At 72.2% G+C, this 26,213-nt stretch carries 20 protein-coding genes; 12 read left to right on the top strand and 8 right to left on the bottom strand.

Features of this window, described 5'->3' with window-relative positions; genetic code table 11:
- Positions 1–9: 9 nt before the first annotated feature.
- A complete protein-coding gene (locus tag ACWPQI_RS21160; RefSeq protein ID WP_010593548.1) occupies positions 10–1,479 on the bottom strand; it encodes an adenylate/guanylate cyclase domain-containing protein in 1,470 nt (489 codons plus the stop codon).
- A 168-nt stretch (positions 1,480–1,647) separates the two neighbouring features.
- Here ACWPQI_RS21160 and macS point away from each other — a divergent pair, with 168 nt between their 5' ends.
- From macS to ACWPQI_RS21130, 6 genes are all read left to right on the top strand, one after another.
- The gene (gene macS, locus ACWPQI_RS21155; RefSeq protein WP_010593547.1) at positions 1,648–2,856 is read left to right on the top strand and encodes a MacS family sensor histidine kinase; all 1,209 of its coding nucleotides are present in this window, start codon (positions 1,648–1,650) and stop codon (positions 2,854–2,856) included.
- A gap of 31 nt (positions 2,857–2,887) precedes the next feature.
- Positions 2,888–3,541, top strand: a complete 654-nt coding sequence (locus tag ACWPQI_RS21150; RefSeq protein ID WP_225223230.1) for a LuxR C-terminal-related transcriptional regulator — start codon at positions 2,888–2,890, stop codon at positions 3,539–3,541.
- Between the two features lie 89 nt (positions 3,542–3,630).
- Positions 3,631–6,501 (top strand): AfsR/SARP family transcriptional regulator, encoded by a 2,871-nt coding sequence (locus tag ACWPQI_RS21145; protein WP_234574850.1) that lies wholly within the window; start codon positions 3,631–3,633, stop codon positions 6,499–6,501.
- Positions 6,502–6,554: 53 nt separating this feature from the next.
- Positions 6,555–7,964 carry an FAD-binding oxidoreductase gene (locus tag ACWPQI_RS21140; RefSeq protein WP_302069287.1) on the top strand — a complete coding sequence of 470 codons (1,410 nt, stop codon included), beginning with the start codon at positions 6,555–6,557 and terminating at the stop codon, positions 7,962–7,964.
- Between the two features lie 61 nt (positions 7,965–8,025).
- Positions 8,026–8,700 (top strand): DUF1707 SHOCT-like domain-containing protein, encoded by a 675-nt coding sequence (locus ACWPQI_RS21135; RefSeq protein WP_017681937.1) that lies wholly within the window; start codon positions 8,026–8,028, stop codon positions 8,698–8,700.
- 73 nt (positions 8,701–8,773) lie between these two features.
- A complete protein-coding gene (locus tag ACWPQI_RS21130) occupies positions 8,774–10,621 on the top strand; it encodes a DUF2339 domain-containing protein (RefSeq protein ID WP_048773134.1) in 1,848 nt (615 codons plus the stop codon).
- Positions 10,622–10,673: 52 nt separating this feature from the next.
- Here the strand turns inward: ACWPQI_RS21130 and ACWPQI_RS21125 are convergent, their stop codons facing one another.
- The 3 genes from ACWPQI_RS21125 to trmB are packed head-to-tail and all read right to left on the bottom strand — an operon-like array spanning position 10,674 to position 15,289.
- On the bottom strand, positions 10,674–13,808 hold the full coding sequence (locus ACWPQI_RS21125; RefSeq protein ID WP_237211332.1) for an MMPL family transporter: 3,135 nt from the start codon (positions 13,806–13,808) through the stop codon (positions 10,674–10,676).
- Positions 13,809–13,817: 9 nt separating this feature from the next.
- Complete coding sequence (locus ACWPQI_RS21120; protein WP_010593540.1) at positions 13,818–14,510, bottom strand: NYN domain-containing protein; 693 nt, start codon at positions 14,508–14,510, stop codon at positions 13,818–13,820.
- Positions 14,507–15,289 carry a tRNA (guanosine(46)-N7)-methyltransferase TrmB gene (trmB, locus tag ACWPQI_RS21115; protein ID WP_172603663.1) on the bottom strand — a complete coding sequence of 261 codons (783 nt, stop codon included), beginning with the start codon at positions 15,287–15,289 and terminating at the stop codon, positions 14,507–14,509. The genes ACWPQI_RS21120 and trmB overlap by 4 nt, the downstream gene beginning before the upstream one ends.
- 144 nt (positions 15,290–15,433) lie before the next feature.
- Between trmB and ACWPQI_RS21110 the strand changes: the two genes are divergently transcribed.
- From ACWPQI_RS21110 to ACWPQI_RS21095, 4 genes are all read left to right on the top strand, one after another.
- Positions 15,434–16,093 (top strand): hypothetical protein, encoded by a 660-nt coding sequence (locus ACWPQI_RS21110; protein ID WP_082170390.1) that lies wholly within the window; start codon positions 15,434–15,436, stop codon positions 16,091–16,093.
- Positions 16,093–17,532: a hypothetical protein gene (locus ACWPQI_RS21105; protein WP_010593537.1), complete on the top strand. Its 1,440-nt coding sequence runs from the start codon at positions 16,093–16,095 to the stop codon at positions 17,530–17,532. The genes ACWPQI_RS21110 and ACWPQI_RS21105 overlap by 1 nt, the downstream gene beginning before the upstream one ends.
- Before the next feature lie 10 nt (positions 17,533–17,542).
- Positions 17,543–17,887: a DUF6802 family protein gene (locus ACWPQI_RS21100; RefSeq protein ID WP_010593536.1), complete on the top strand. Its 345-nt coding sequence runs from the start codon at positions 17,543–17,545 to the stop codon at positions 17,885–17,887.
- A gap of 278 nt (positions 17,888–18,165) precedes the next feature.
- Positions 18,166–19,995: a phosphoenolpyruvate carboxykinase (GTP) gene (locus tag ACWPQI_RS21095; RefSeq protein ID WP_010593535.1), complete on the top strand. Its 1,830-nt coding sequence runs from the start codon at positions 18,166–18,168 to the stop codon at positions 19,993–19,995.
- 90 nt (positions 19,996–20,085) lie between these two features.
- On the opposite strand, the gene ACWPQI_RS21090 is transcribed toward ACWPQI_RS21095, so the two are convergent.
- Positions 20,086–20,562: a VOC family protein gene (locus ACWPQI_RS21090; RefSeq protein ID WP_064066765.1), complete on the bottom strand. Its 477-nt coding sequence runs from the start codon at positions 20,560–20,562 to the stop codon at positions 20,086–20,088.
- A gap of 251 nt (positions 20,563–20,813) precedes the next feature.
- Between ACWPQI_RS21090 and cysK the strand changes: the two genes are divergently transcribed.
- The gene (gene cysK, locus ACWPQI_RS21085) at positions 20,814–21,749 is read left to right on the top strand and encodes a cysteine synthase A (protein ID WP_003939081.1); all 936 of its coding nucleotides are present in this window, start codon (positions 20,814–20,816) and stop codon (positions 21,747–21,749) included.
- 7 nt (positions 21,750–21,756) lie between these two features.
- Positions 21,757–22,335, top strand: coding sequence for a serine O-acetyltransferase EpsC (gene epsC / locus ACWPQI_RS21080; RefSeq protein WP_010593533.1), 579 nt, complete (start codon positions 21,757–21,759; stop codon positions 22,333–22,335).
- Between the two features lie 87 nt (positions 22,336–22,422).
- Here the strand turns inward: epsC and ACWPQI_RS21075 are convergent, their stop codons facing one another.
- Genes ACWPQI_RS21075 through ACWPQI_RS21065 form a run of 3 tightly spaced genes read right to left on the bottom strand, consistent with a single transcriptional unit; the run spans position 22,423 to position 26,182 of the window.
- A complete protein-coding gene (locus tag ACWPQI_RS21075; protein ID WP_474738485.1) occupies positions 22,423–23,871 on the bottom strand; it encodes an aldehyde dehydrogenase in 1,449 nt (482 codons plus the stop codon).
- Between the two features lie 29 nt (positions 23,872–23,900).
- A complete protein-coding gene (locus ACWPQI_RS21070; RefSeq protein WP_301914017.1) occupies positions 23,901–25,040 on the bottom strand; it encodes an Rv3169 family protein in 1,140 nt (379 codons plus the stop codon).
- Positions 25,037–26,182, bottom strand: coding sequence for a phosphotransferase family protein (locus ACWPQI_RS21065; protein WP_017682248.1), 1,146 nt, complete (start codon positions 26,180–26,182; stop codon positions 25,037–25,039). The genes ACWPQI_RS21070 and ACWPQI_RS21065 overlap by 4 nt, the downstream gene beginning before the upstream one ends.
- Positions 26,183–26,213 lie beyond the last annotated feature (31 nt).

Genomic DNA, 26,213 nt, shown 5'->3' with positions numbered 1-26,213 from the left:
GGCCGTCCGTCACTCGTGGCCCGATTCCGGATACCGCACCGGCCAGGCGAGATGCGTCACCCGGCGGCGGCCCCGCAGCTGCACCTCGTCGCCGAGCTCCCAGTGGGCCCGTTCCTCGTCGTCGGCGAAGTACAACGCGCTCGACGACGCGAGCACCCGGCTCGGCCGCAGCTTCGCCAGTTCGGTCAGCCGCGACGCCTCGTTCACCGGATCGCCGATGACGGTGTACTCGAACCGTTCGGCCGCGCCGATGTTGCCGGCCACCGCCAGCCCCGCCGAGACCCCGATGCCGATGTCGAGATCGGTGATCTCGTCCAGCGCGAATCGCAGCTCCCGGGCCGCCGCGAGCGCGGCGGTGGGCGCGTCGGGCCGGTCCAGCGGAGCGCCGAAGATCGCCAGCGCCGCGTCGCCCATGAACTTGTTGACGAAGCCGTGGTGCCGGTCGACGACGTCCACCACGACCCGGAAGAACTCGTTGAGCAGCTCGACGACCTCGCCCGGCGGGCGTTCGGCCGCCGTCGCCGTCGATCCCACCATGTCCACGAACAGCACTGCGACGTAGCGGGTCTCCCCGCCGAGCTCGGTGCCGTACTGCAGGGCACGGCGGGCCACGTCCTCGCCGACGTGCTGACCGAACAGCTGGCGCAGCCGCCGCCGCTCGTCGGACTCGGCCATCATCCGGTTGAAGCCGACCTGCAGGCGGCCGATCTCGCTGCCGTCGAACACCTCGACCTGCACGTCCGTCGCGCCGCGCTGGACCCGCTCGATGGCCCAGCGCAGCTGCTTGACCGGGTCGGAGATCTGGGCCGCGGTGAGCGACGACAGCACCCCCGCCAGACCGATCGCCATCACCGACAGGGCCAGCACCGCCCAGGCCATCGCGTCCACCGGGAACTCGACGTCGGTGGTCAGCTGCGTGACGCACAGCAGGGCGATGCCGCCGGCCGGCATCAGCGTGCCGAGCCCCCACGTCATGGCGAGGCGCGTACCGACACCCGGCGCGAGGGTCCGGTCGAACTCCCCCTCGCTCAGGGCCCGCGCCGCCACCGGCCGCAGGATCCGCTCGCCGAGCATGTACGTGAACCCGAACGTGCTCGTGGCGGCCATCGCGACGGTGATCGCCACCGCCACCGCCAGCTCCGGCATCTCCTCCGCGGTGAGGAACACGAACAGCACGCCGCCGAGGATCCACAGGACCAGGTGCACGATCGCCTGCCGCAGCGGCGCGTGCAGCGCGGACATCTGCTCGGATCGGGTCGGCGGGCCGCCGCGCAGCTGCCACCGCACCACCGCCCGCAGCATCAGGGCCGCGGCCGTCAGGCTCACGATCCCGGCGAACACCAGATACACCGCGAACACCGCGAAGTTGCGGACCCGGTCCGCGATGATGTTCTCGTTCTCGGACAGCGGGATGCCGTACCGGACGAACGCGAACACCAGCAGCGCGCCGAACAGGTTCGACGCCCCCATCGAGGCCATGTAGAGCGGCCAGCGACTACGCAACGTCGCCGCGACGGCTCGATAGGACCCCAACACGACATCAAATCAAACCACTGTGCCCACCGTCACAGCGCACCATGGTCGTGATCCGGGCGTTTCGGGCGGTTACCCTCGGCGCGACGACCGACCGGGAAGGGGAACGTCCGCATGGTCCGGCGCAGAGCCGACGACAGGCCGCCGCGTCGCGTCGCCGTGCCCGCCGCACCCGCCCGGGACCGGATCGGCGCCGACCCGGACGCGCCGCTGTGGCGGGCCGCGCAGGTGTTCCGGCTCGTCACCGTCGTCTACGCCGTGAGCTCCCAGTTCTCCACCGTCACCCACTACACCTCCCCGCAGCTCAGCTGGTTCTTCGTCGCGCTGCTGGCGGTGTGGTCCGGCGTGTCGGCGGTGCTGCTGTCGCAGGGAGTCGGCCGGCGCGCCGTGGTGGTCGGGATGGATCAGGTCGTCGCGGTCGCACTCATGGGCGCGACGCGGCTCGTCGCCGACCACGACTGGTACAGCGCCCATCAGACGCTGCCCACCACCCTCTGGGTCGCCAACGCGGTGCTCTCGGCCGCGATCCTCGGCGGTCCCGCCGCCGGCGTGGCATCCGCGCTGGCGATGGCCTCGGTCAGCGCGGTGGTCCGCGACCAGATCAACCTCGACCTGTGGCGGGACGCGACCGCCCCCGTCCTCGTCGCGGTCGGCGTCGCGATGGGATTCGCCACCACCACCGCCCGGCGCGCGCACCGGCAGCTCGAACAGGCCGTGCGGGTGGCGGCCGCCACCGAGGAACGCGACCGGCTCGCCCGCGAGGTGCACGACGGGGTGCTGCAGGTCCTGGCCCTGGTGCGGCGCCGGGGCACCGCTCTCGGCGGGGAGGCCGCCGAACTCGCCCGGCTCGCCGGGGAACAGGAGGCCGCGCTGCGGATGCTCGTCTCCGAACAGGGCACCCGGCTCGACCGCGGCGACGAACTCGTGGACCTGCGGGCGCTGCTGCGGGGCCAGGCCGGTGCCGGCGTCACCGTTTCGGCGCCCGCCGACCCGGTCCTGCTCGACCGCGTCCGCGCCGCGGAACTGGCGGCGATCGCCACCACGGCGCTGACCAACACCACGCTGCACGCGGGTGCCGGGGCGAAGGCGTACGTGCTGGTCGAGGACCTCGGCGACGAGGTGATCCTCAGCGTCCGCGACGACGGGAAGGGCATCGCGGACGGGCGGCTCGCCGAGGCCCGCGCCGAGGGCCGGATGGGTGTGTCGAAGTCGATCGTCGGCCGCGCGCAGTGGCTCGGTGGCGTCGCGGTGCTCGACAGCGCGCCCGGTGCGGGCACCGAATGGGAGATCCGGATTCCGAAGAGGGGAGCACGAGGTGGGTGAGGACAGCGCGACGAGCGGCCCGATCACGGTGATGGTCGTCGACGACCACCCGATGTGGCGCGACGGCGTCTCGCGGGACCTCGACGCGGCCGGCTTCCGGGTCGTCGCCACCGCCGACGGCGTCGGTGCGGCCGCGCGCCGGGCCGCGGCGGTGCAGCCGGCCGTCGTGCTGATGGACATGACGCTGCCCGACGGCACCGGCACCGAGGCCACCGTCGCCGTGCTCCGGGCCTCCCCGGCCAGCCGCGTGCTGGTGCTGTCCGCGTCCTCCGAGCGGGACGACGTCCTCGGGGCCGTGAAGGCCGGTGCCTGCGGGTACCTGGTCAAGAGCGCGTCGGCCGCCGAGCTGGCCGAGGCCGTGCGGGCGACCGCTGCCGGGCAGGCGGTGTTCACGCCCGGCCTGGCCGGTCTGGTCCTCGGCGAGTACCGCCGCATGTCCTCCGGCGAGTACCGCCGCATGTCGTCGGACTCCGGCCGGCGCGCCCCCGCCCCGCCCACCCTCACCGAACGCGAGACCGAGGTGCTGCGGCTCGTCGCGAAGGGACTGTCGGCCAAGCAGATCGCCGCCCGGCTCACCCTCAGCCACCGCACGGTGGAGAACCACGTCCAGGCCACGCTGCGCAAGCTGCAGCTGGCCAACCGCGTCGAGCTGACCCGGTACGCGATCGAACAGGGACTGGACTAGCGCACCGGGCGTCACCGGTCCTCTAGAATTCGACCGCTTCCGCAGTCCGGTTGCGGCGGTGGCGTGCTCGATCGAAAGGCGGAGCGCGGATGACTACCCCTGGCGTGGCGCTCGGCGTACTCGGAGGCTTCGCCGTCAGCGTCGACGGACGACCCGTCGACCTCGGTGGCATCCGGCAGCGCGCCCTGCTCGCCGCGCTCGTCGTCGCGTTCCCGGGCGACGTGTCGGGTGAGCGGCTGCTCGAGCAGGTCTGGCACGACGTCGACGACCCGAAGACGAGCTCGCTGCACTTCGCCGTCTCCAAACTGCGCGACCGGCTCAGCCCGCAGCGGCCGCGCGGGGACGAGGGCGTGATCGTCCGGGAGGGCTCGCGGTACCGGCTCGCCGTCGCCGCCGAGCAGATCGATGCCGTCCGGTTCACCGACCTCGTCGCGCGGGGCGACCGGCTGCGCGAGCAGGGCGCCGCTCAGGCCGCCGCCGAGGCGTACGCGACAGCCCTCTCGTGCTGGCGCGGGTCGCCCTACGCCGACGTCGCCGACGCCGAGTTCGTGCGCCCCGAAGTCGCCCGGCTGACGGCGGTCGAGTTGCGCACCCGCAAGGCCCTGCTGCAGATCCGGCTGGACCTGGGCGGCGCCGACGTCGTCGAGACCGCCGAGCGGCTCGTCGCCGCGCACCCGCTCGACGAACGGGCCTGGGAACTGCTGGTCGTCGCCCTCTACCGGGCGGGCCGGCAGGCGGACGCGCTGGCGGCGCTGCGCCGCGTGCGCACCGTGCTCGACGGTGAACTCGGCATCGAACCGGGCACCGGACTGCGCGAACTCGAAACGGCGGTGCTGCGGCAGGACGACGCGCGGCTGCTCGGCACGGCGATCCCGCCGGCGGCCGCGGCCCCGCGGAACCCGAACTCCACTCTGCCGTGCCCACGCACCGCCCTCGTCGCCCGCGGCCGTGAACTCGCGGAGGTCGGTGCGGCGGTGGCCCGGGAACCGTTGGTCACGCTCGTCGGCCCCGGCGGGGTCGGCAAGACACGTCTGGCGGTGGAGGTGTGCCGCCACGGCGGTGAACGCCGCGCCGACGGACCGTGGTTCGTGGACCTGGGGGCGGTGCGCGCCGACGCGCTGGTCGCCGCGACCGTGGCGGCAGCCCTGCAGATCCTCGGCCCCGGAACCGTCGATCACCTGGCGACGGTCCTCGCCCCCCGCGAGTTCGTCCTCGTCCTGGACAACTGTGAGCACCTGCTCGACGGGGTCGTGGAGCTGGTGACGGCGCTGCTCGAGCGCTGCCCCGGCGTGCGGATCCTGGCGACGAGCCGGGAGCCGCTCGGCCTCGACGGCGAATGGGTCTACGAGGTGCCGCCGTTGGACGAGGACGCGGCCGTCGAGCTGTTCGGCGTCCGGGCCGCCGGGGTGGTGCCGGGCTGGACGATCCACGACGCGGTGACCGAGCCCGTGCGCCGCATCTGCACCGAGCTCGACGGGATCCCGCTGGGCATCGAGCTGGCGGCGGCACAGCTGCGGGTGCTGTCCGAGCAGCAGATCGCGGAGGGGCTGAGCGACCGGTTCGCGCTGCTGCAGGGCGGCTCTCGCACCGCTCCGCCTCGGCAACGCGGACTCGCCGACGCGATCGAGTGGAGCTACCGGCTCCTCGACGACGAGCAGGCGCGGTTGCTGCGCGAGGTGGCGGTGTTCGCCGGCAGCTTCGATCTCGAGGGCGCCGCCGCCGTGCACGGCAGCGCGCCGCCGCTGAGCGTCCTGCCGCCGCTGACCGCCCTCGTGCGACGGTCGCTGCTACGCGTGGAACCGGCGTCGTCGCCGCGGCGGTACTCGATGCTGCAGACGATCCGGGAGTTCGCCCTGGAACGCGTGGACGCGTCCGAACGGGACCGGACCGCCGTCGTGCACCGCCGGTTCGTGCTGCGGCGGGCCCTCGCGGCGACGCCGCACCTGCGCGGCTCCCGGGCGCGGCAGACGTTCGACGCCCTGACGGCGGACATCGCCGAGCACCGCGCCGCGGCGGCGTCCGCCGCAGCCGCCGGCGACGCCGTCTACCTGCTCGAACTCGCCGGAGCGCTCTACTGGTTCTGGTACCGGCGCGGGCACATCCGGGAGGGCCTCGGGGTGATCTCGGCGGGGCTCGGGGCGGTGGAGGGGTCCGCCGCCGTCGTCCCGGATGCGACCCTGTCGTCGGCGCTGACCGGACTGGGCGGACTCACCTACCTGGCGGGCGACCCGGCCACCGCGGCGGCCGCGCTGCTCCGGTCCGCCGAGACCGCGGCGCGCACCGGCGATGCCGTCACCGAGGCATGGATGCGCTCCTGGTGGGCGTACTGCTCCGCGATCACGGGACCGTCCGAGGAGTTCCTGCGCGCAGCCCACGAGAGTGCCGACGTCCTGCGCCGGGAGGGTGCCGTGTGGCAGCGCGCCGACGCGCTGCTCATCGAGGGCATGATCCTGCGCTTCCTCGGCCGGCCCGAGCGGGCCCAGCAGGTGTTGCGCGAGGCCGTCGAGACGGGCGAGCGCTGCGGCCACGGCTGGGCGGTCGGCTCGGCGTCGTGGACCCTCATGCGCACCGCGATGGACGTCGGGGACACGGATGCGGCGCTCGACGCGGTCCGGGTGATGCAGCCGGTTCTCGAGGCCGAGGGTGACGTGACGTCGTGGCTGGTACTCGTCCACAGCGCCGCGGCCCTGGTGGCCCGGCTCGGCACACCCGACGTCGGCGCGATGCTGCTCGGCGCGGTCCGTGCCCTCGGTGGCCGCATCGGCTTCCTGCCCGAGGTGATGGATCCCGTCGACGGGCCGCGCGAGGTGGCGGTCGTCCGCGATGCGCTCGGGGGGACCGAGTTCGAACGGTACGTCGGTCTCGGCGCCGGCCTGGACCGCGCGGAGGTGAGCGCGCTGCTCGACCGGCTGTGCCGGACGGGGCACGTCGGTGCCCAGCCGGAGCTAAGCGGCAGCTAAGCCCCGTTCGCTGTCCTGGAGGGGACCCCGAGTCGTCCCCACCGAGGAGCATCATGTCCCACCAGCCGTCCCCGACCCTGGCCGCCACGTCCGTCGCCGACCGCCTCCGCACCGCCGTCGCCGGCGCGGTCCACGCCCCCGACGACGAGGGGTACCGCCTGTCCGCCACCGGCTTCAACGTCGCCACCGTGCACCGCAGCGCCGCGGTGGTGGTCGCCTCGAGTGCCGCCGACGTCGCCACCACCGTCCGGATCGCGGCCGAGTGCGGACTGACCGTCGCGGTGCAGGCCACCGGCCACGGCGCGGCCCCCGCACCGGAGAACAGCATCCTCGTCGACACCGCCCTCCTCGACGGGGTGAGCATCAACCGGGCCGAGCGCACCGCCACCGTCGAGGCCGGGGTCCGCTGGCGGCAGGTGCTCGATGCGGCCGCCCCGCACGGGCTGGCACCGCTGGCCGGGTCGTCGCCCGACGTCGGCGTGGTGGGGTACACCCTCGGCGGTGGTCTCGGACCGATCGCCCGCACCCACGGCTTCGCGGCCGACCGGGTGCTGCGGATGGAGGTCGTCACCGCCGACGGACAGCTGCGGCGGGTCACCCCCGACGAGGAACCCGACCTGTTCTGGGCGCTGCTCGGCGGCGGCGCGGCGTTCGGGATCGTCACCCAGATGACCTTCGAGCTGCTCCCCATCCAGACCCTCGACGGCGGCGGCCTCTTCTACGACATCGCCGACGCACCGGCCGTGCTGCGCCGCTGGCGGGACTGGATTTCCGCCGCGCCGATGTCCGTGTCCAGCTCGCTGGCGATCGTCAACTTCCCGCCCCTGCCCGTCCTGCCCGAGCCGCTGCGCGGCCGCACCGCCGTGCACGTGCGGTTCGCGCACGTCGACGACCACGAGGACGGGGTGGCAGTGCTCGCCCCGATGCGGGCGGCGGCCACCCCGATCCTCGACACCGTCGCCGAGATCGTGTACCCGGCGCTGGGCTCGATCCATGCCGACCCCACCGATCCGATGCCCGCCGCGGAACGTTCCGTGTTGTTGCGGGAACTCCCGGACGCCGCCCTCGACGCCCTGCTCGCGGTCGCCGGTCCCGCCGGCGGGCTGCCGATCGCGTTCGCCGAGCTCCGCGCGATGGGTGGCGCCCTGAGCGCGCCGCCGGAGACCGCCAACGCGGTCGGGGGTCGCGACGCCGCGTTCAACCTGTTCACGGTCGGTGTGCTGGCGCCGCCCGTCGCCGACGCGGTGCCCGGTGCCCTCGAGTCCGTCGTCGGGGCACTCGCGCCGTGGGGAACCGGGGGTGCATCGACGAACTTCGCCGGCGCGGCGGACGGTGTCCCTGCCGCTCGGGTGGCGAGGGCGTGGACCCCGGCCCAGCGTGCGCGGCTCGCCGGGATCCGCGCGGCCTACGACCCCGCCGGGGTCTTCGCGTCCGCGGCGCGGTGGCCCGCCTCGGTGGTCTGAGCCCGACGATTCCTCGCTTCATGATCGTCCGGCAAGCGCGGCAGCGCCTACCCTGTCGATCATGGAGTCGAGGGATCTGCGTGTTTCGGACGCCGAGCGCGAACACGTCGGAACGTTGCTGCAACGGGCGGTGGGGCAGGGGATGCTGTCGCTGGGGGAGTTCACCGAGCGGATGGACACCGCGCTGGCCGCGAAGACCCGCGGAGAACTGAACGCCGTGCTCGTCGACCTGCCCGGCGTGCAGGTGCGGCCCGAATACCTGCCGCACCCCGCCCAGCCCGGTCCCGTCCCGGCGCCACCCGTGCCCGGCCCGGGGCATTCCGCCCCACCCGTGTCCGGCCCGGTGTATCCCGCGCCGTCCCCGCACATGCAGGTACCCACCATCCGTGGCCGGATGTCCACCCTCAGCCGCAAGGGCCGGTGGGAGGTGCCACCGGTGCTGCGGCTCGACACCCTGATGTCCTCGGTGACCCTCGACTTCACCGAGGCCGTCATGCGCACCCAGGTCGTGCGGATCCAGGTCGACGACTACCTCAGCTCCCTCACCCTGATCGTCCCCGCCGAGGCCACGGCCGACATCAACGGTCTCGACACGGTCGCCGCGAGTGCCCAGTCGAAGGTGCGCAACGGACCCCCGTTCGGTCCGCTGCACCTGATCGTCGACGGGACCGTCCGCCTCGGTTCCGTCAACGTCAAACACCCGCTGGGGACGACCCTACGCAAACTGCTGGGCTAGGCAGCAGTACCCGAGCCGCATGTGCGGTAGTGATACTCATGCCCACGGACGCCGGGCCGCGGACCATGTAGGCATGAGTACGCCGACTCCGCCCGGTCTCGATCCGCGGCTCGTCGCCCAGCTGTCCGGCGAGTGCTACGCGCTCGAACAGCACCTGCACGCCGTCGGCGCGCACGTCGCACACCTACGGGCCCAGCTCGACCGCCTCGCTGTCGTACCGGCGCCCGTACCGGCCCCGACCCCGAGCCCGGTGCCGGCCCCGCCGCCGGCGCCGTCCATGACGCGGACCCCGCCGCCACCCCGACGGCCGGTCCCGCCGGTGGCCCCACCGAAACCGTCGGCACCGGCGCGGGAACCGTGGTGGCAGCGCGACGGCGTGATCAGCCGCCTGCTCGCCGTCGCCGGGGTGGCGGTCACCCTCATCGGCGTCGTGATGCTGCTCGTGCTCGCCGCACAGGCCGGGATCTTCGGTCCCGTGCCCCGCGTCGTCTCCGGTGCGGTGCTGTCGGCCGCGCTCGTGGCTGCCGGGATCCGGGTGCACCGCCGCGAGGGCGGACGCGTCGGCGGGGCCGCCCTGGCCGCGACCGGTTTCGCGGGCGGCTACCTGGTGGTCTTCGCCGCGACCGCGTACTACCGGTGGGTGCCGGCGGTCGTCGGTCTGGCCGCCGCGCTCGTCGTCGCCGGCGCGGGCGTCGCGCTCGCGGTGCGCTGGTCGGACCGGATCCTGGCCGTGCTGCTCGTGCTCGGTGCCGCACTGCTCGCCCCGGTCCTGTCGGAGGGCGACCCGCTGCCGCTGCTCGGCTTCCTGCTGGTGTTGCTCGTCGCGAGCTTCCCGGCCCAGTGGCAGCGCAACTGGGCGCTGCTGCATCTCGCGCGGGTCGTGCCGATCGTCGCGGTCCTGCAGGCGACGATCGGCGGGGGCGAATTAGCCGACCGCGGCGAGCAGGCCTGGCTGGTCGGATTCCCGGTGGCGGTGGCCGTCTTCGTCGCCGGCACCGCGGTGCTGCTGCTGCGCCGGGACCCGGGCGACGTCGTCGCCGCGGTGTGCCTGGCGATCGCGGCACTGCCGCTGCTCACGGTCGGAACAAGGCTGGACCGGTGGCCCGCCGTCGCACTCGAAGCCACGGCCGCCGCCGGGTACCTCGCGCTGTTCGCGCTCGCCGGCCCCCGGTCGCGCCCGCTTCGGGTGGCGTCCGCCGCGGTGGCGGCGTTCGCGCTGCTGCACGCATGCCTCACCGGTGCGAGCCCCGACGCGGCCGCCACCGTCCTGCTCGCCGTCGCCGCCGGTTATGCAGGCGCGGCCGCATCGATGCGCTCGCGTCTGCTGTTCGTCGCCGGCCTCGGCTTCTGGGTGCTCGGCGGCGCGATGTTCTACGACGGGGCCGAAATCGACAATCTCACCGACCGGATGCAGGCGGTGGACCGCCTCGACGTGACCACGCTGGTCACGGCGGTCCTGCTCGCCGCGGTCACGCTGCTGTTCGCGTGGACGGCGACACGACTGCATCTCGTCCGGGACCGGGGCGTGCCCTGGGTGTGGAGCGGCGCGGCGCTCGTGGTGCTGTACGCGGTGACCACCGCCCTCGTCACGGCCGGCGTCCTCCTGGGCGGCGCGGATGCGGGGTTCGTCGCCGGGCACGCCGCCGCGACCATCTGCTGGATGATCGCGGCGACCGCGATGCTGGCGTTCGGTCTCGCCCGCACCGAGTATGCGCATGCCGCGCTGGCCGCCGGGCTGTCGCTGACCGGTGCCGCCCTCGCCAAGCTCTTCCTCTTCGACCTCGCCGCCCTCGAAGGGGTGTGGCGGGTCGTCGCCTTCATCGTCGTGGGCCTGCTACTGCTCGCGGTCGGCACCCGCTACGCCAAGGCGTTCGCCGGCCGGGAAGCCGGCTCGTCGGAGTCGGGGCACGACGAGGACTGATCCGTGCGGGTCAGTCGCGGCGGGTCAGTCGCGGCGGGTCAGTCGCGGCGGGTCAGTCGCGGCGCTGCCGCGCGATCAGTTCGCTCACGCTGATCGACTGGCTGTTCTCGGCTCCGCCGTGCCGGCCGCCCTGCGCGTTCTGCTCGTCGGCCTGCGCCCGCTGGGCCGGGGCGTCGTCGGTGGGGGCGCCGGTCTCCGCCGGCGGTGTCGTCTGCGTCCGATCGCCGGTGACCGGCTGATCCGCCGTCCGCGGATTCGCCCGGCGCAGCTGTGAGAGCCAGTTCTCGATCGCCTGCGGGTCCCGGACGGGTGCGCCGGAAGAGCGCGGTTGCGGCGGTTGTGGACGCACGTAGGTCTGCGTCACCGGGGGTGGCACGTCGCCGCGTTGCCGACGGGGCAACGGGGGCGTGGCGGGCCGCCCCGCGGGGGAAACGCCGCCCGGCTCGCCGCTCGGGGCCGGGGACGGCGCCTGCGGATCCGGGGCCTGCTGCGGGCGGGGCCGCTGGGGCAGGGGACGTTGCGGCAGCGGTTGCGGCGCCTGCGTCGGCTCGGCGCGCGGTGGCCGCGGTTCGGGTGCCGGCGGACGGGGACTGTCCTGGGCGGGCGGACGGGGACTGTCCTGGGCGGGCGGACGGGGACTGTCCTGGGCGGGAGCCGGCCGGGGTGGCGTCGGTGCCGGGATCCGGCCCGACGGATTCTGGGCCGCCGGTTGCTGCGGCCGTGCCGGCGGCGAGGCCGGGGCGGCACCGGTCGGGCGGCGGGGCGGCCGGTCCCGATCCTCCGGTGCCCGTGCCGGGGGCTCCACCGGGCGTGAGGGGCGCGGCGGCGCCGACCGGCGGACGGGCGGCTGGAGGTCGCGCACGCGTCGCTGTTCGGCGGCCGAGCGGGGTGCGGCGATCTTCGGCAGCGGCTGCGTCATCGGATCGTCCAGGGCGACGCCGGCGACGGTCGGCAGTCGATGCGATCCGGTGGCTGCGACGGTGGCCGGGCCGAACATGCCGACGGTGATCAGCTCCGGCACGTCCTGCGGCATGAGCTCGTTGTCGAGGATCGGTTCGGCGAGCCCGATCTTGGCCTGGATGCGTTTCATCCACGCCGGCGCCCACCAGCAGTCGTCGCCGAGCAGTTTCATCGTCGCCGGAACGAGCAGCATGCGGATGACGGTGGCGTCGATGATCAGGGCCGCGATCATGCCGTAGGCGATGTACTTCATCATCACCAGTTCGGAGAAGCCGAAGGCACCGGTCACGACGATCAGGATCAGCGCTGCGGCCGTGATGATGCGGCCGGTGTGGGCCGTGCCGATCCGGATGGACTCGGTGGTGCTCGCCCCCTGCGAGCGGGCTTCGACCATGCGGGAGAGCAGGAACACCTCGTAGTCGGTGGACAGGCCGTAGATGATCGCGATGATGAGCACGAGCACCGGCGACATGATGGGGCCGGGGGTGAAGTTCAGTGGGCCGGCCCCGTGGCCGTCGATGAAGATCCACGTGAGGATGCCCAGGGTCGAGCCCAGGCCCAGGGCGCTCATCAGCGCCGCCTTGATCGGCAGCACCAGCGACCCGAAGGCCAGGAACATCAGCAGGGTCGTGAGCACCACGACCACCGTCACCATCAGCGGCAGTGTGTTCATCAGGGCGGCGATCGAATCCTGCTCGATCGCCGGTGTCCCGCCGACGAGTACCTCCACGCCGTCGGGCCACTGCGCCGCATGCAGGTAGTCGATGGTCTCCGCGGAGTTGTTGCGGTCCTCGAGGCCGGCCTTGACGACGCGGACGCCGTCCCGGGCGGGGCCCTCGATGGTGAACTTCTCCACCAGGCCGGGGGCCGAGCTGGCCGTCTGGATGATCTGGTTGAGGTCGCCCCCCTCGGCCCCGCGGACGACGATGCGTACCGGCTCGGCGCGCTGGCCGGGGAACAGGTCGTCGAACTGCTCCTGGGCGAGCCGTGTCGGATGGTCGGGCGGCAGGTAGGTCTCGTTGATGCCGCCGAACTTGATGCCGGTCAGCGGCACGATGAGCAGCAGCAGGCCGATCACGGTGGGAATCGTGACCTTGAGCGGGTTGCGCATCACCCAGCGGGTGATGCGTCCCCAGATGCTGTTCTCGATCTGTTCGTTGGACTGGATCTGCCCGAACCGGGACCAGCCCCACTTGTCGATGTTCCTGCCGAGGATGGCCAGCATGGCGGGCAGCAGTGTGATCGAGGTGATCGCCGCGAGGGACACCGTCGCGATCGCGCCGTAGGCGACGGACTTGAGGAATCCCTGCGGGAACAGCAGCAGGCCGCCGAGGCTGGTGACGACCATCGTGGCGGAGAACACCACGGTGCGTCCCGCCGTCATCACCGTGCGCCGGATCGCGGCGGGCGTGGCGTAACCCTCGGCGAGTTCCTCCCGGAACCGGGACACCATGAACAGGCCGTAGTCGATCGCCAGACCCAGGCCGATCAGGGACACCACCGGGGCGACGAACGAGTTCACCTCGGTGAAGTTCGTGATGAGCCGCACGATGCCGTTGGCGGCGACGACCGTCAGTCCGCCGGTGATCAGCGGCATCGCGGCCGCGATCACGCCGCCGAAGACGAAGAACAGCAGGATGCCGACCGCCGGAATGGCGAGCAGTTCCATGCGCTTGATGTCCTGCGCCATCGTGTCGTTGAGGGCGCCGGAGATCGGTTGCAGGCCGGCGAGCTGCACGTCGACCCCGTCGATGAGGAACTCGTCCTTCACGTCGCGGAAGTTGTTGGTCAGCTCGGTGTCGTTGTCACCGGCGATGGCGATCGACGCCACCGCGTGCTGCCGGGACTCGTCCGCGAGGGCGGGCACCGCGGGCGCCCCGTTGGTCGGCCAGTACGCGCCGTTGATCTTCAGGATCTGCTCGGAGTGGTCCTCGACCAGCGAGTTCAGGCTGTCCTTGACCTTCGCCGCGAACTCCGGATCGTCGACCGTCCGGCCCTCCGGCGCCGTGTACAACGCGAGGACGTCGCCGTTCGTGTCCCGGCCGAAGGTTCCGTCGGCCAGCTTCGCCGCGGCGACGGACTCCGAGCCGGGATCGTCCCAGCCGCTCTGGCTGAGATGATCGCTCAGGCCCGCGCCGTACCCGGCGAGCCCGAGCAGACCGGCGACCATCACCGCGATGACGGTGAAGCGCGCGCGGTGGACGAGCTCTCCCCAGCGGTCGAACACGAAACTCTCCTATTCGGCCACGCTCTTGCGGCCCACGAGCAGGGCGGACAGCGGTCGGAACGGCTGCAACCAGGCGCCCTCGTCGGGCAGCGAGTCCAGGCTCACGCGTGGCAGCGGCTCGCGGAACACCCCCGGGATGTCCTCGAGATCGAGGAAGTCGAGCACCTCGGACGTGACCGCCCAGCTGGCGTGCTCGCGGAAACCGAGGACCTGCACCGCCACGCCGGTGGCGGCGATCTCCTCGAGCGGTTCCCGGAACGCCTGTCCGTCGGCGGAGGCGACCATCACCCCCGCCAGACCCTCACTGCGTCGCAGCGCGATGTGCCGCAACATGTCGGAGTCTACGTCGCTGTCCTCGTCGATCTTCGGCTTGGCGAACACCGCGAAACCCACGTTGCGCAACGCCTCGACCCACGGGCGCACCACGTCGGCGCTGCCCGGCGCGATGTTCGTGAACACCGTCGCCTCGGGTTCGAGGGTGGCCGTCGTGGTGCGGGAGAGTTCGGCCGTGCGGCTGAGCAGCCACCGTCCGAGCGCGTCGAACCGCGGCCGGTACGCGGCGGTGGGCCGGCCACCCAGAATGGCACCGAGACCCATGTCCAGGTTCGGGGCGTCCCACACGAGCAGCACCCGCTCGCGCCGCTCGGTGCCGTCCGCCGTGGGAGCCGCGGACACGTCGGACAGTTCTTCGTGGACGCTCATGCCCTGATCTTCCCCCACACGAGCTCCGTGATGCTGCTGCCCACCCGCTGCGCCTTGTCCTCGAACTTCGTGACGGGGCGTTCGTGGCTGATGGGGGAGTCCCAGTCGAGGCTCGTCAGCAACGGCTCGGCGTTGCCCGCCTCGGCGATGGCTTCGGCGTACTCGGCGTGGTCGGTCGCCACGTGCAGCACGCCACCCGGCTGCAGCCGGCTCGCGATCAGGGCGAACGTCGGCGGCTGCAGGAGCCGGCGCTTGTGGTGGCGGGCCTTGGGCCACGGGTCGGGGAAGAACACCCGCACTCCGGTCAGCGACTCGGGCGCCACCATGTGCTCGAGCACCTCGACGGCGTCGCCGCGCAGGATCCGCAGGTTCCGGATCGGCGTGTCGGTGTCGTAGGTGCGCTCGATCTGCTGCAGGGTCTGCGCGATCCCGGGCTTGTAGACCTCGACGGCGATGAGGTTCACGTGCGGTTCGGCGCGGGCCATCGTCACCGCGGCGGTGCCGGTGCCGGAGCCGATCTCCAGCACGACCGGAGCCGAACGGCCGAACCAGGCGTCGACGTCGAGCCGGTCGTCGCCGACGTCGCGGCCCAGCTCGGGCCAGCAGCGGTCCCACGACTCCTGTTGCGGAAGCGTCAGCGCACCCCGCCGCGAGCGGAAACTCGTCACCCGCGGGTACAGACGGTTTCCTCGGGTCGGGCCCTGCTCCAGCGTCTCGGTCGTGTCCAGATCGGCGTCGTTCACCCGACCATTGTCGCGTATCGACGGAGTGTGTGGCAGGAGGGACTGATGTGACCACAGTGTTTTCTCAGGGTGCCCCGGGATTTCTCGGGGTGCCCCGGGTTTTCTCGGGGTGCCCCGCCCCGGGCCGCTGCCGTCGGCGGCCCCCTCTGCCAGAATCGGCGGCGACACACGGGGGTGGTCATGGTGGGGGATGCGGGGGCCGCGCACGCTCGGTGGCGGCAGATCGTCGAGGACATCGGCCGGTTCGACGCCGGAGCCGGCCGACAGGCCCAGTGCGCCCTCGAGCGGCACGACGCCCCGCTGCGGGTGCAGATCGCCGGCCGCGGCGGTGCGGTCCGTCCCACCCTCCGCACCGCCGTCGAGTCGGCGGTCGCGACGGTCGCGCACGTCGAAGCCGCGCACGTCGAAGCCGCGCACGTCGAAGCCGCGCACGTCGAAGCCGCGGAACTCGACTCGCCGGACCGGCCCGAACCGGTCCTCGACGCGGACGTCGTCCTCCTCGTCCTCGCCGCGCGGGCACACCCCGCCGATCTGGCGGCCCTCGCCCGCTCCGCGGATCCGGCGGCACCGGTCCCGGGCCGCGACGAGCGCCTCGTCGTCGTGCTCGATCGGACCGAGGGACTCGACGACGCCGACGCCGCGTTCGCCCGTGCCGCCGCGCAGGTGCGACGGCCGGTCCTCGCGCCCGGGTCGGCGCCGGCGGCGGTGGCCGACCGGCTCGGATCCGCGCGCCGCCGCCGGGCCGCCGCGCTCGCCCGCGACCTGGCCGGCATCGCGGCCGGCCCGCGGGCCCGCGACGTCATCGAGGCCGCCCTCGACGATCTCCTCGGGACGGCGTGATGAGCCCGGCCGACGTCGGCGACGTCGTGCGCCGCTGGAACCCGGACGGATGGACGCGGCTGCACGCACCGTCGGGCCCGCCGCGGGTCCGGGTCGCCGGGGTGGACGGCTGCGTTTGCGCAGCGCTCGTCGACGAACTCTCCGCGCTCGACGCGGCCCCGGAGTACGTCCGTGACGGCCGCGCGACCGTCGTGCTGACGGTGTTCGAGGCCTCGGCCTACCTCGGCCGGACCGAACTCGCCGTCCTCGAGTCCGCCGGACGGGGCGCCGGCCGCGTGGTGTGCGCCCTCACCGGCATCGACGCACACCCGGACTGGCGGGAGGTGCACGAACGGGACGTCGCGCTGCTGCAGCGGCACGCGCCCTGGCTCGGTCCGGTGACCCTGCTGCCCGTCGGGACGTCGCTCGCCGCCCGCGCCCGCGTCGTCGGCGGCGACGCGGGCGCGGTGCTGCGGCTCGAATCCGGGATCGTGGACCTGCACGAGGCCCTGACAGCGGCGCTCGTCGCGGGCCCGCACACGGACCGGGCCCTGCGCACCGCCGTCGTCGCCGAGACCCGCCACCTCGTGGCCCGCGCGGCCGCCGAGTTGCGCGCCGGCGACGACACCGCGGCGCTGCGCGCCGAACGGGCGCGGTGGAGCCTGCGCGCGTCCACTCCCGCCGACGACGGCGGTCTCCGCGCCGAGCTGCAACGGGCCCGTCTCGACACCGCACAGGCCGTCTCGGCGGCCGTCCGGGCGGCGTCCGCCGAGGTCCGCGACGCCCTCGAGTCGGTGGACCCGGCGCGCGTGCCGGACCTGCTCGGCGACGCGGTGCGCGACCTGTACGTCCGGGTGGATGCGGTCGTCACCGCGCGGCTGGCCCGCATCGGTCCGGCCGAACAGCGACCGGACGGACCGCCGGTGGCGCCCCCGCGTCTCGCGCCGCCGTCCCCGCGACGTTCCGTGGAGGACCGCCTCACCGTGGTGATCGGTGCTTCGGCGGCGGCCGGGCTGGGGCGGGTCGCGGTGTCCCCGCTGTCCCTGGTGCCCGGGCTCGAGCTGGCGACGGTACCGCTGAGCCTGCTGCTCGGCGCGGCGGCGGCGTGGTGGCTGGTGCGGATCCGGCGCCGGCTCGCCGAACGGGACCGGATGCGCCGGTGGGCGCTCGAGGAACTCGTCGACGTGCGGGCCGAGCTCGAGGCAGTCGCGCTCGAGCGGATCGTCGACGCCGAGGCGCGGCTCGGGGCCGCCGTCGCCGCCGGGCGCGCCGCCCGGATCGCCGCCGCCCGGGAGCGCATCGCCGCCGTCGACGACGAACTGCGACGTCGCGCCGAGGACCGGGCCGGGAAGCTGGTGGCCTGCGAGCGCGATCTCGCGGTACTCGCCCGGGCGGGAACCGGAGGCCGGGCGGGCGCGTCCAACGCGATGACGGCGTCCGACGGTGTGACGCGGGAGTGAGGAGCGCACGATGGTGGACGGTTCGATCGGTATCGACGACGGGGAACCCGACCCACCCGCCCCGGGACGTCCGGCGTTCGTCCCGGGACTGGCCCCGGCGCTGCTCGACCCGGCCGGTCCGGGTGCGCTGCCCCCGGCCGTGGACGTCGACGGCGACGGGTTGCCCGAGACCGTCACGTTCACCACCGCGGAGGCTCTCGTCGTCGCCTCGGACACCGACGCCGACGGCTGGTTCGACCGGGTCACCGAACTCGGCGACGACGGACGGTTCGGCGTGTGGCAGTTCCGGCGCGACGTCGACGGGGCAGAGTCCTGGACCCGGATTGACGAAGGTCACCTGGACGGGGGAAAGTGAGGCAAATCGCCTGTGCCGGGAGGGTGTGATGCGGGTACGCTGTCGCCCCTCTGAATCGTTTCTGTGACATTTCCGACCGGCCCCGATTGCCATCACCCCGAAGTCCGGCGTTAACCTCTATGAATAGGACATCCGGCGCCCGCCTCGTCCGTTCGGCCACGGAGGAAGCGGGTGGTACCCCTGCCGAGAGGGGGAGTCCGGGTCCGCCGCTGGTCCCTGGGACGGTTCGTCGCAGGTCGGGGGAGGGATCCGGTTCCGGCGCACCCCAGGAGAGTTTGATGACCTCAGTGACCATTCCCGGTCTGAACGGCACCGACGGCACACCCCCGACCCAGCATGCCGAGCTGCTCGCATGGGTCCAGGAGGTCGCCGAACTCACTCAGCCGGACCGGGTCGTCTGGGCCGACGGGTCCGACGAGGAATGGGACCGGCTGACCACCCAGCTGGTCGAGGCGGGGACCTTCACCCGCCTCAACGACGAGAAGAAGCCCAATTCCTTCCTGGGTAACTCCGACCCGTCGGACGTCGCGCGCGTCGAGTCGCGCACCTTCATCTGCTCGCGCAACGAGGTCGATGCCGGACCGACCAACAACTGGATGGATCCGGCCGAGATGCGGGCCACCATGACCGAGCTGTACCGCGGCAGCATGCGCGGACGCACCCTGTATGTGGTGCCGTTCTGCATGGGCCCGCTCGGCGCGGACGACCCGAAGCTCGGCGTCGAGATCACCGACTCGGAGTACGTCGTCGTCTCCATGCGGATCATGACCCGCATGGGTGCCGCGGCTCTGGAGAAGCTGGGCACCGACAAGCCGTTCGTCAAGGCCCTGCACTCCGTGGGTGCGCCGCTCGAGCCCGGCCAGAAGGACGTGCCGTGGCCGTGCAACGACACCAAGTACATCACCCACTTCCCGGAGGACCGCGAGATCTGGAGCTACGGCTCCGGCTACGGCGGCAACGCCCTCCTCGGCAAGAAGTGCTACTCGCTGCGGATCGCGTCGGCCATGGCGCACGACGAGGGCTGGCTCGCCGAGCACATGCTGATCCTCAAGCTGATCTCGCCGGAGGACAAGGCCTACTACATCGCGGCCGCGTTCCCCAGCGCCTGCGGCAAGACCAACCTCGCGATGATCCAGCCGACCATCCCGGGCTGGCGCGCCGAGACCCTCGGCGACGACATCGCCTGGATGCGCTTCGGTGAGGACGGCCGGCTGTACGCGGTCAACCCGGAGTACGGCTTCTTCGGCGTCGCGCCCGGCACCAACCACGGCTCCAACCCCAACGCCATGAAGACGATGGAGGCCGGCAACACGCTGTACACCAACGTCGCGCTGACCGACGACGGCGACGTGTGGTGGGAGGGGCTCGAGGGCGATCCGCAGCACCTCACGGACTGGAAGGGCAACGACTGGACGCCCGAGTCCGGCACCCCGGCCGCGCACCCGAACTCGCGGTACTGCACCCCGATGTCGCAGTGCCCGATCCTCGCCCCCGAGTGGGACGATCCGCAGGGCGTGCCGATCTCCGCGATCCTGTTCGGCGGTCGCCGCAAGACGACCGTGCCGCTGGTGAGCGAGTCCCTCGACTGGCAGCACGGCACCTTCCTCGGTGCGACGCTGTCGTCCGAGCAGACCGCCGCCGCGGAGGGCAAGGTCGGCACCGTCCGTCGTGACCCCATGGCGATGCTGCCGTTCATCGGCTACAACGCCGGCGACTACCTGAACCACTGGATCAACATCGGCAAGTCCGCCGACTCGGACAAGCTGCCGAAGATCTTCTACGTGAACTGGTTCCGTCGCGGTGACGACGGCCGTTTCCTGTGGCCGGGCTTCGGGGAGAACTCCCGTGTGCTCAAGTGGATCGTCGACCGCATCGAGCACCGGGCCGGCGCCCAGTCCACGCCGATCGGCTTCGTGCCGTCGGCGGCGGACCTCGATCTCGAGGGCCTCGACGTCGACCGCGACGACGTCGACGAGGCCCTGAAGGTCGACGTGGCGGAGTGGAAGGAAGAGCTGCCCCTGATCGAGGAGTACTTCGAATTCCTCGGTGAGAAGGTGCCCTCCGGCATCCGTGACGAGTTCGAGGCCCTGAAGCAGCGCCTCGGCTGACGCCTGACCGACCGAATACTCGACCGAATGTCACATCGGATCGCTTGGATCGATCCGATGTGACATTCGGCGTTTCAGGGTGCCGGTTGCTCAGGACGACCGGCTCGTGAGCCATTCGTCGATGCGACGTCGTGCCTCCTCGGGCGCGACGTCCTCGACCCGCGTCATGATCGCCCACCGGTGCCCGAACGGGTCGAGGATCGTCCCGAACCGGTCGCCGGTGACGAATGTCGACGGTTCCTCGAAGACCTGCGCCCCTTGCTCGACGGCGCGGGTGAACGTCGTGTCGACGTCGGTGCAGTACAGCACGTAGGAGTGGTCGACGACGTTCGTCCCGTCCGGGGCGCGCAGGCCCATGGCCGGCGCGGGGTCGCTCAGCTGGAGCCGGCCGCTGCCGAAGTCCAGTTCGGCGTGCGCGATCGTGCCGTCGGGCCCGTCGGTGCGATCGACGACCTCGGCACCGAACACGGTGCGGTAGAACTCGACGGCGCGGGCCGCACCGTCCACGACGAGGAACGGGGTGAGGGCGGTGTAGCCGGTGGGAATCGGTTTCACGGAATGCGTCATGCGACCAGTCTCGGGTCGTCACCACCCGCAGTATTGGACGTTTCCGACATCGTTCGCCCGGCCCACGGACCGAATGTCACATGGGTTCGATTCGATCGAAGCCATGTGACATTCGGTCCGTTCCGCGGCGACGGGTTCGCCGTGGCACGCCGTGCGGCTCCCCACGTGAATCGGACATCCGGCGGAATGATGCAATAGGTGACGACGGAACCAATCCGGTCGGCACTGCGACCGGGAGGAGGATCGGGCCCATGAGCGGTATCTACAACAATGTCACCGAGCTGGTCGGGCGAACCCCGATCGTGCGGCTGAACCGGCTGACCGAGGGGCTCGACGCCCAGGTCGCGGTCAAGCTCGAGTTCTACAACCCGGCCAACAGCGTCAAGGACCGGATCGGCGTGGCGATCATCGACGCGGCCGAGAAGTCCGGCGAGCTGCGTCCCGGGGGGACGATCGTCGAGGGCACCAGCGGCAACACCGGCATCGCGCTGGCGATGGTCGGTGCCGCGCGCGGCTACAAGGTCATCCTGACGATGCCCGAGACGATGTCCACCGAGCGGCGGGTGATGCTGCGTGCGTTCGGCGCCGAGATCGTCCTGACCCCCGGCTCCGAGGGCATGGCCGGGGCGGTGTCGAAGGCGGAGGAGATCGTCGCGAAGACCGAGAACGCGATCCTCGCCCGCCAGTTCGCGAACCCGGCGAACCCGGAGATCCACTACAACACCACCGGTGAGGAGATCTGGAAGGACACCGGCGGGGAGGTCGACATCTTCGTCGCCGGCATCGGCACCGGCGGCACCATCACCGGTGCGGGCCGCAGGCTCAAGGAATACAAGCCGGAGGTGAAGATCGTCGGCGTCGAGCCCATCGATTCGCCGATCCTCACCGGCGGGCAGCCGGGCCCGCACAAGATCCAGGGCATCGGCGCGAACTTCGTGCCCGACGTGCTCGATCGCGCGGTCTACGACGAGATCGTCGACGTCTCGTTCGACGACGCCGTGCGCGTGGGCCGGGATCTCGGTACGCAGGAGGGCATCCTCGGCGGCATCTCGTCCGGCGCGATCGTGTGGGCGGCGCTGGAACTGGCGAAGCGCCCGGAGAACGCCGGCAAGCTCATCGTCGCCGTGGTCTGCGACTTCGGCGAGCGGTACATCTCCACTCCGCTGTTCGAGCACATCCGGGACTGAACGAATCGTGAGTGTTCTGCGCACCCTCCGGGAAGACCTGCAGGCGGCCCGGGGCCACGATCCGGCCTCGCGTGGTGACATGGAGAACGCCCTCGTGTACTCGGGCCTGCACGCGATCTGGTCGCACAGGCTGGCACACCGGATGTGGGCGCGACCGGCGCTGCGGGGACCGGCTCGCGTCCTGGCGCAGTTCACCCGCTTCCTCACGGGCATCGAGATCCACCCCGGCGCGACGATCGGCCGGCGATTCTTCGTCGACCACGGCATGGGCGTGGTGATCGGGGAGACCGCCGAGATCGGCGACGACGTGATGATCTATCACGGCGTCACGCTCGGCGGGCGGTCGCTGGCACGGACCAAGCGGCACCCGACCATCGGCAATCGGGTCACCATCGGCGCGGGGGCGAAGGTCCTCGGGCCGGTGGTGATCGGCGACGACGTCGCGATCGGCGCGAACGCGGTCGTCACGCGCGACGTCCCCGCCGACTCGATCGCCGTCGGCATCCCGGCGACGATCCGGCCCCGCAAGTCGCACGAGGAACTCGTCGACCCGGCGTGCTACATCGATCCCGCGATGTACATCTGACGTCTGCCGCCGCGTGACGGCCGAATGTCACATCGGGTCGATTCGATCGACGCGATGTGACATTCGGCCGAAGCCCGCGAGAGTCCGTCAGGCGCCGTAGCCGGGCGGGTACAGCACCGACTTGGTCTCGCAGAACGCCTCGACGCCCTCGGGGCCGTTCTCCCGTCCGATGCCGGAATTCTTGTAGCCGCCGAACGGTGAGCCCGGATCGAAGGCGTACCAGTTGATGCCGTAGGTGCCGGTGCGCACCCGCGACGCCACCTCGAGGCCCTTGTCGACGTCGGTGGTGTAGACGGAGCCGGCGAGGCCGTAGTCGGAGTCGTTGGCGATCTTGATCGCCTCGTCCACGCTGTCGTAGGGGATCACGCACAGCACGGGGCCGAAGATCTCCTCGCGCGCGATGGTCATGGAGTTGTCGACGTCCGCGAAGATCGTCGGTTCGACGAAGTACCCCTTGTCCAGGCCTGCGGGCCGGCCGCCGCCGAGCACCAGTCGCGCGCCTTCCTCCTTGCCCGTGGCGATGTAGCCCTCGACGCGGTCGCGCTGCTTCGCGGAGATCAGCGGTCCGAGTTGCGCCGCCGCGTCGTCGGGCATGCCGACGGGGAAGAACGCGGCGGTCGCCACCATCTTCTCGACGACCTCGTCGTAGCGCGAGCGCGGCGCGAGGATGCGGGTCTGGCCGACGCAGGCCTGCCCGGTGTTCATCAGGCCGGACATCACGAGCATCGCGATCGTCGAGTCGAGGTCGGCGTCCTCGAGGACGATGGCGGCGGACTTGCCGCCGAGCTCGAGTGAGCAGCGGGTGAGGTTGCGTGCCGCGATCTCGCCGATGTGCTTGCCGACGGCGGTCGAGCCGGTGAAGGTGATCTTGTCGATGTCCGGATGCGCGACGAGGTACTCACCGGTCTCGGCACCGCCCGGGACGAGGGAGAGCACGCCTTCGGGCAGGCCCGCCTCGGCGAAGATCTCGGCGACCGCGTTGGTGGTCAGTGGCGACTCGGGCGCGGGCTTGAACACGACGGTGCAGCCGGCGAGCAGGGCCGGGCCGAGCTTGTTGATCATCAGGAACAGCGGCACGTTCCACGCGATGACGGCGGCGACCACGCCCACGGGTTCGCGCGTCACCCGGGAGCGTCCGAAGGCGCCGGTGCGCTCCTCCGTCCACGGAAACGAATCGGCAAGGCCCGCATAATAGTTGATCGTCGCCAGCGACGGCGTCACCTGCATCATCTGCACCGAGGCCGGCGGCTGGCCCATCTCGGCGGACAGCGACGCCGCGAGGTCGGCGCTGCGTTCCTCGATCAGCTTGGCGGCCTTGGCGAGCACCTGGGCGCGCTCGGACGGCGAGGTGCGGGACCACGGTCCGTCGTCGAAGGCGCGACGGGCGGCGGCGACGGCGGCGTCGATGTCCTGCGGCCCGGCGACCGGCACGGAACCGACGCGTTCCTCGGTGGCCGGCGAGAACACCTCGAGGCGCTCGTCGGTGGATGGGGCGGCCCAGCGTCCGCCGATGAAGAGCTTGTCGTAATCGGTCATGTCACCTTTCCTCAACAATCCAGGGTTGCTCACTTGTCCGACCGGGCTGGGTGGGTGTCGACGAACCCGGTGAAGCCGTACTGCCGGTGCGGTCCGATCACGGCGACCTCGAACAGTCCCGTGCCGACGGCGTCCGACCCGGTGATCCGGAACCGCGCGAGATGGTCGGTGGGGCAGAACAGCAGCAACGCCGGGTCGATCTCGCGGACGTCGCGGCGCAGCGCCTGCACCACCAGCTCGCCCTGCCACATGCCGTGCCGCCAGTCCTGCTCGAGCCCGTAGCCGGTACCGACGGCGAGCAGGTTCGGCACCAGCAGTTCGCAGTCGACGGTCACGACCTCGGACCCGGGCCGGTGGAACGTCAGCACCGCCCCCGTGACGTTGCGGGTGCCCGGCGCGAACACCAGCCGGTGCTCCGGCCGGCCCAGCCACTCGGGCTCGGCGCCGGGCCGGATCCGGATCGCCTCCTCGACCAGACGCCGACCCTGGTCGTCCTCCTGCACGATCGTGACGAGCGTGTCGTTCTCGAACTGCATCACCGAGTAGATCCAGAAGAAGCCGGGCGTGCCCTCGTGCGCCTTGCGTCCGGGCGGCTCCGGTTCCCCGACCGGGCGCACGCCCCACGAGCGGTCGCGGTTGCCGAGCCACGTGCGCGGATCCACGTGCCGCGTCTGCCCGTCGACCGTGAGGGTGCCCGACCATCGGCCGGATTGGACGAACCGTGACGTGTCCATGACGACGCGCTCGAGCTGGCGCAGTCGCTGCGGTGTCTCCTCGGTGGCCGGGACGGTGCCCTCGAAGGTGAGATCGAAGGAGAGGTCGGCGGTCTCGGCGTGGCCGGGTTCGAGGACCACCCGCAGCCGCCGCAGCCCCTCCAGCACCTCGACGCGCAGCGGTCCGACGGCCGTGTCGGCCCGATCGGTGCCCAGTGCCTTCGACGCCCGGACGACGAGGTGGTCGTCGCCGCGGCGCAGCACCGCGAAACCGTCGGCCACACCGAGATTCGGGTACTGGCCCATGCCGACGATCAGGAACAGGTCGGCGGTGTCGGCGGGGTAGCAGTTGAAGTAGTACCGGTCGTAGAAGTTGCGGTCGGACGTCGCGACGCGCCGGATCGGTTCGGCCGTCTGGTGGACGGGGTAGTCGTCCAGGGGGGACAGGGAGCTCACGACGCCGACCCCTGCCGGTCGGTGCCGTCGAGCATCGCCTCGAGGGTGGCGCGGTGCATGATCGCGTCGTCGGGGTCGTGGGGTGGCTGCGCCTGCCCGAAGTGCACCGCGCGAGTGTGGATGCGCAGCATGATGATCGCGTGCTGCAGCGCCGCGTGGACGGTGTAGAAGTGCAGGTCGCGCGGGACGTGACCGGTGCGCTGCGCGTACGTGCGGGCGACGTCGTCGAGACGCAGGAAGCCCGGCAGACCCGGGAGCCCGGCGGAGGCGGCGATGTCCTCGAAGAACCGGTGCAGGAACGTCATCCAGGCCAGGTCCATCTCGCGGGCGCCGAGGGTGGCCAGTTCCCAGTCGAGCACCGCGACGGGCCGGAACCCGTCGAAGAGGATGTTGCCGATCCGCGCGTCGCCCCAGCACAGCACCGCGGGGGAGGGGTCGTCGGGACGGTGGGCGTCGAGCCAGGTGAGCGCCCGCTCGACGAGCGGGGAGCGGGGGCCACCGGTGCGGGTGGTCCATTCGTAGTAGGCGCGCTGACGCTCCAGGTGCGCCCGGACGGCGTCGGCGACGGTGCCGGCCGGTCCCAGCCCGGCGCTCGCCGGCGGGACGTCGTGGACACCGGCGAGCACCTCGACGCAGGCGTCCTGCATGGCGGCGCGCTCGGTGTCGCCGGCCTCGGTGACCCAGGAGCCGAAGTTGTACGGCATGACGTCCGGCGGTACGCGACCGGCGACGCGGGTCATGACGAAGAACGGGGCCCCGAGCGGGGCGGGGTCGGGTTCGTACCAGTGCACGGCCGGGACGGGGACGCGGGAGTGCTCGGCGACGGCGCGCATGACACGGGCCTGGCCCTCGAGGTCATAGGTGGGGAAGACGGGCACGGCGGTCTCGGCCGGGGCGACGCGGGCGACCAGCGGACGGTCGGTGCCGTCCCAGCGGGCGTCGAACAGGAGCGTCTCGCTGGACATGCCGGTGGTCTCGGGGATGTGCACGTTCTCGACGACCGGGTCGGTCACCTTCGTCGCGAGCCACGATCGCAGGTTCTCCCGGACCTGCTCGGGATCGCGCCGGGAGTCGCTGGGCCGCGCGACCTCGGCGTCGTGGCCGGCGGCGCCGGACGTCGACGCGGCAGGATCGATGCTCACGCGCTCTCCTTCCGGCCACCGGGACTGTGAC

The organism is Rhodococcus sp. LMD (assembly GCF_056108245.1).
Note: the sequence above shows the minus strand (reverse complement) of the source record. Positions and strands in the feature narration are given on the sequence as shown.

Bases quoted from the DNA above. Each gene is read 5' to 3' on its own strand.
- ACWPQI_RS21135 (WP_017681937.1), top strand. From the start codon at position 8,026: ATGGAGTCGAGGGATCTGCGTGTTTCGGACGCCGAGCGCGAACACGTC.
- ACWPQI_RS21140 (WP_302069287.1), top strand. From the start codon at position 6,555: ATGTCCCACCAGCCGTCCCCGACCCTGGCCGCCACGTCCGTCGCCGAC.
- ACWPQI_RS21105 (WP_010593537.1), top strand. From the start codon at position 16,093: ATGAGCCCGGCCGACGTCGGCGACGTCGTGCGCCGCTGGAACCCGGAC.
- ACWPQI_RS21120 (WP_010593540.1), bottom strand. From the start codon at position 14,510: ATGAGCGTCCACGAAGAACTGTCCGACGTGTCCGCGGCTCCCACGGCG.
- ACWPQI_RS21075 (WP_474738485.1), bottom strand. From the start codon at position 23,871: ATGACCGATTACGACAAGCTCTTCATCGGCGGACGCTGGGCCGCCCCA.
- ACWPQI_RS21130 (WP_048773134.1), top strand. From the start codon at position 8,774: ATGAGTACGCCGACTCCGCCCGGTCTCGATCCGCGGCTCGTCGCCCAG.
- ACWPQI_RS21095 (WP_010593535.1), top strand. From the start codon at position 18,166: ATGACCTCAGTGACCATTCCCGGTCTGAACGGCACCGACGGCACACCC.
- ACWPQI_RS21090 (WP_064066765.1), bottom strand. From the start codon at position 20,562: ATGACGCATTCCGTGAAACCGATTCCCACCGGCTACACCGCCCTCACC.
- cysK (WP_003939081.1), top strand. From the start codon at position 20,814: ATGAGCGGTATCTACAACAATGTCACCGAGCTGGTCGGGCGAACCCCG.
- ACWPQI_RS21100 (WP_010593536.1), top strand. From the start codon at position 17,543: ATGGTGGACGGTTCGATCGGTATCGACGACGGGGAACCCGACCCACCC.
- macS (WP_010593547.1), top strand. From the start codon at position 1,648: ATGGTCCGGCGCAGAGCCGACGACAGGCCGCCGCGTCGCGTCGCCGTG.
- ACWPQI_RS21150 (WP_225223230.1), top strand. From the start codon at position 2,888: ATGGTCGTCGACGACCACCCGATGTGGCGCGACGGCGTCTCGCGGGAC.
- ACWPQI_RS21110 (WP_082170390.1), top strand. From the start codon at position 15,434: ATGGTGGGGGATGCGGGGGCCGCGCACGCTCGGTGGCGGCAGATCGTC.
- ACWPQI_RS21145 (WP_234574850.1), top strand. From the start codon at position 3,631: ATGACTACCCCTGGCGTGGCGCTCGGCGTACTCGGAGGCTTCGCCGTC.
- ACWPQI_RS21160 (WP_010593548.1), bottom strand. From the start codon at position 1,479: ATGGCCTCGATGGGGGCGTCGAACCTGTTCGGCGCGCTGCTGGTGTTC.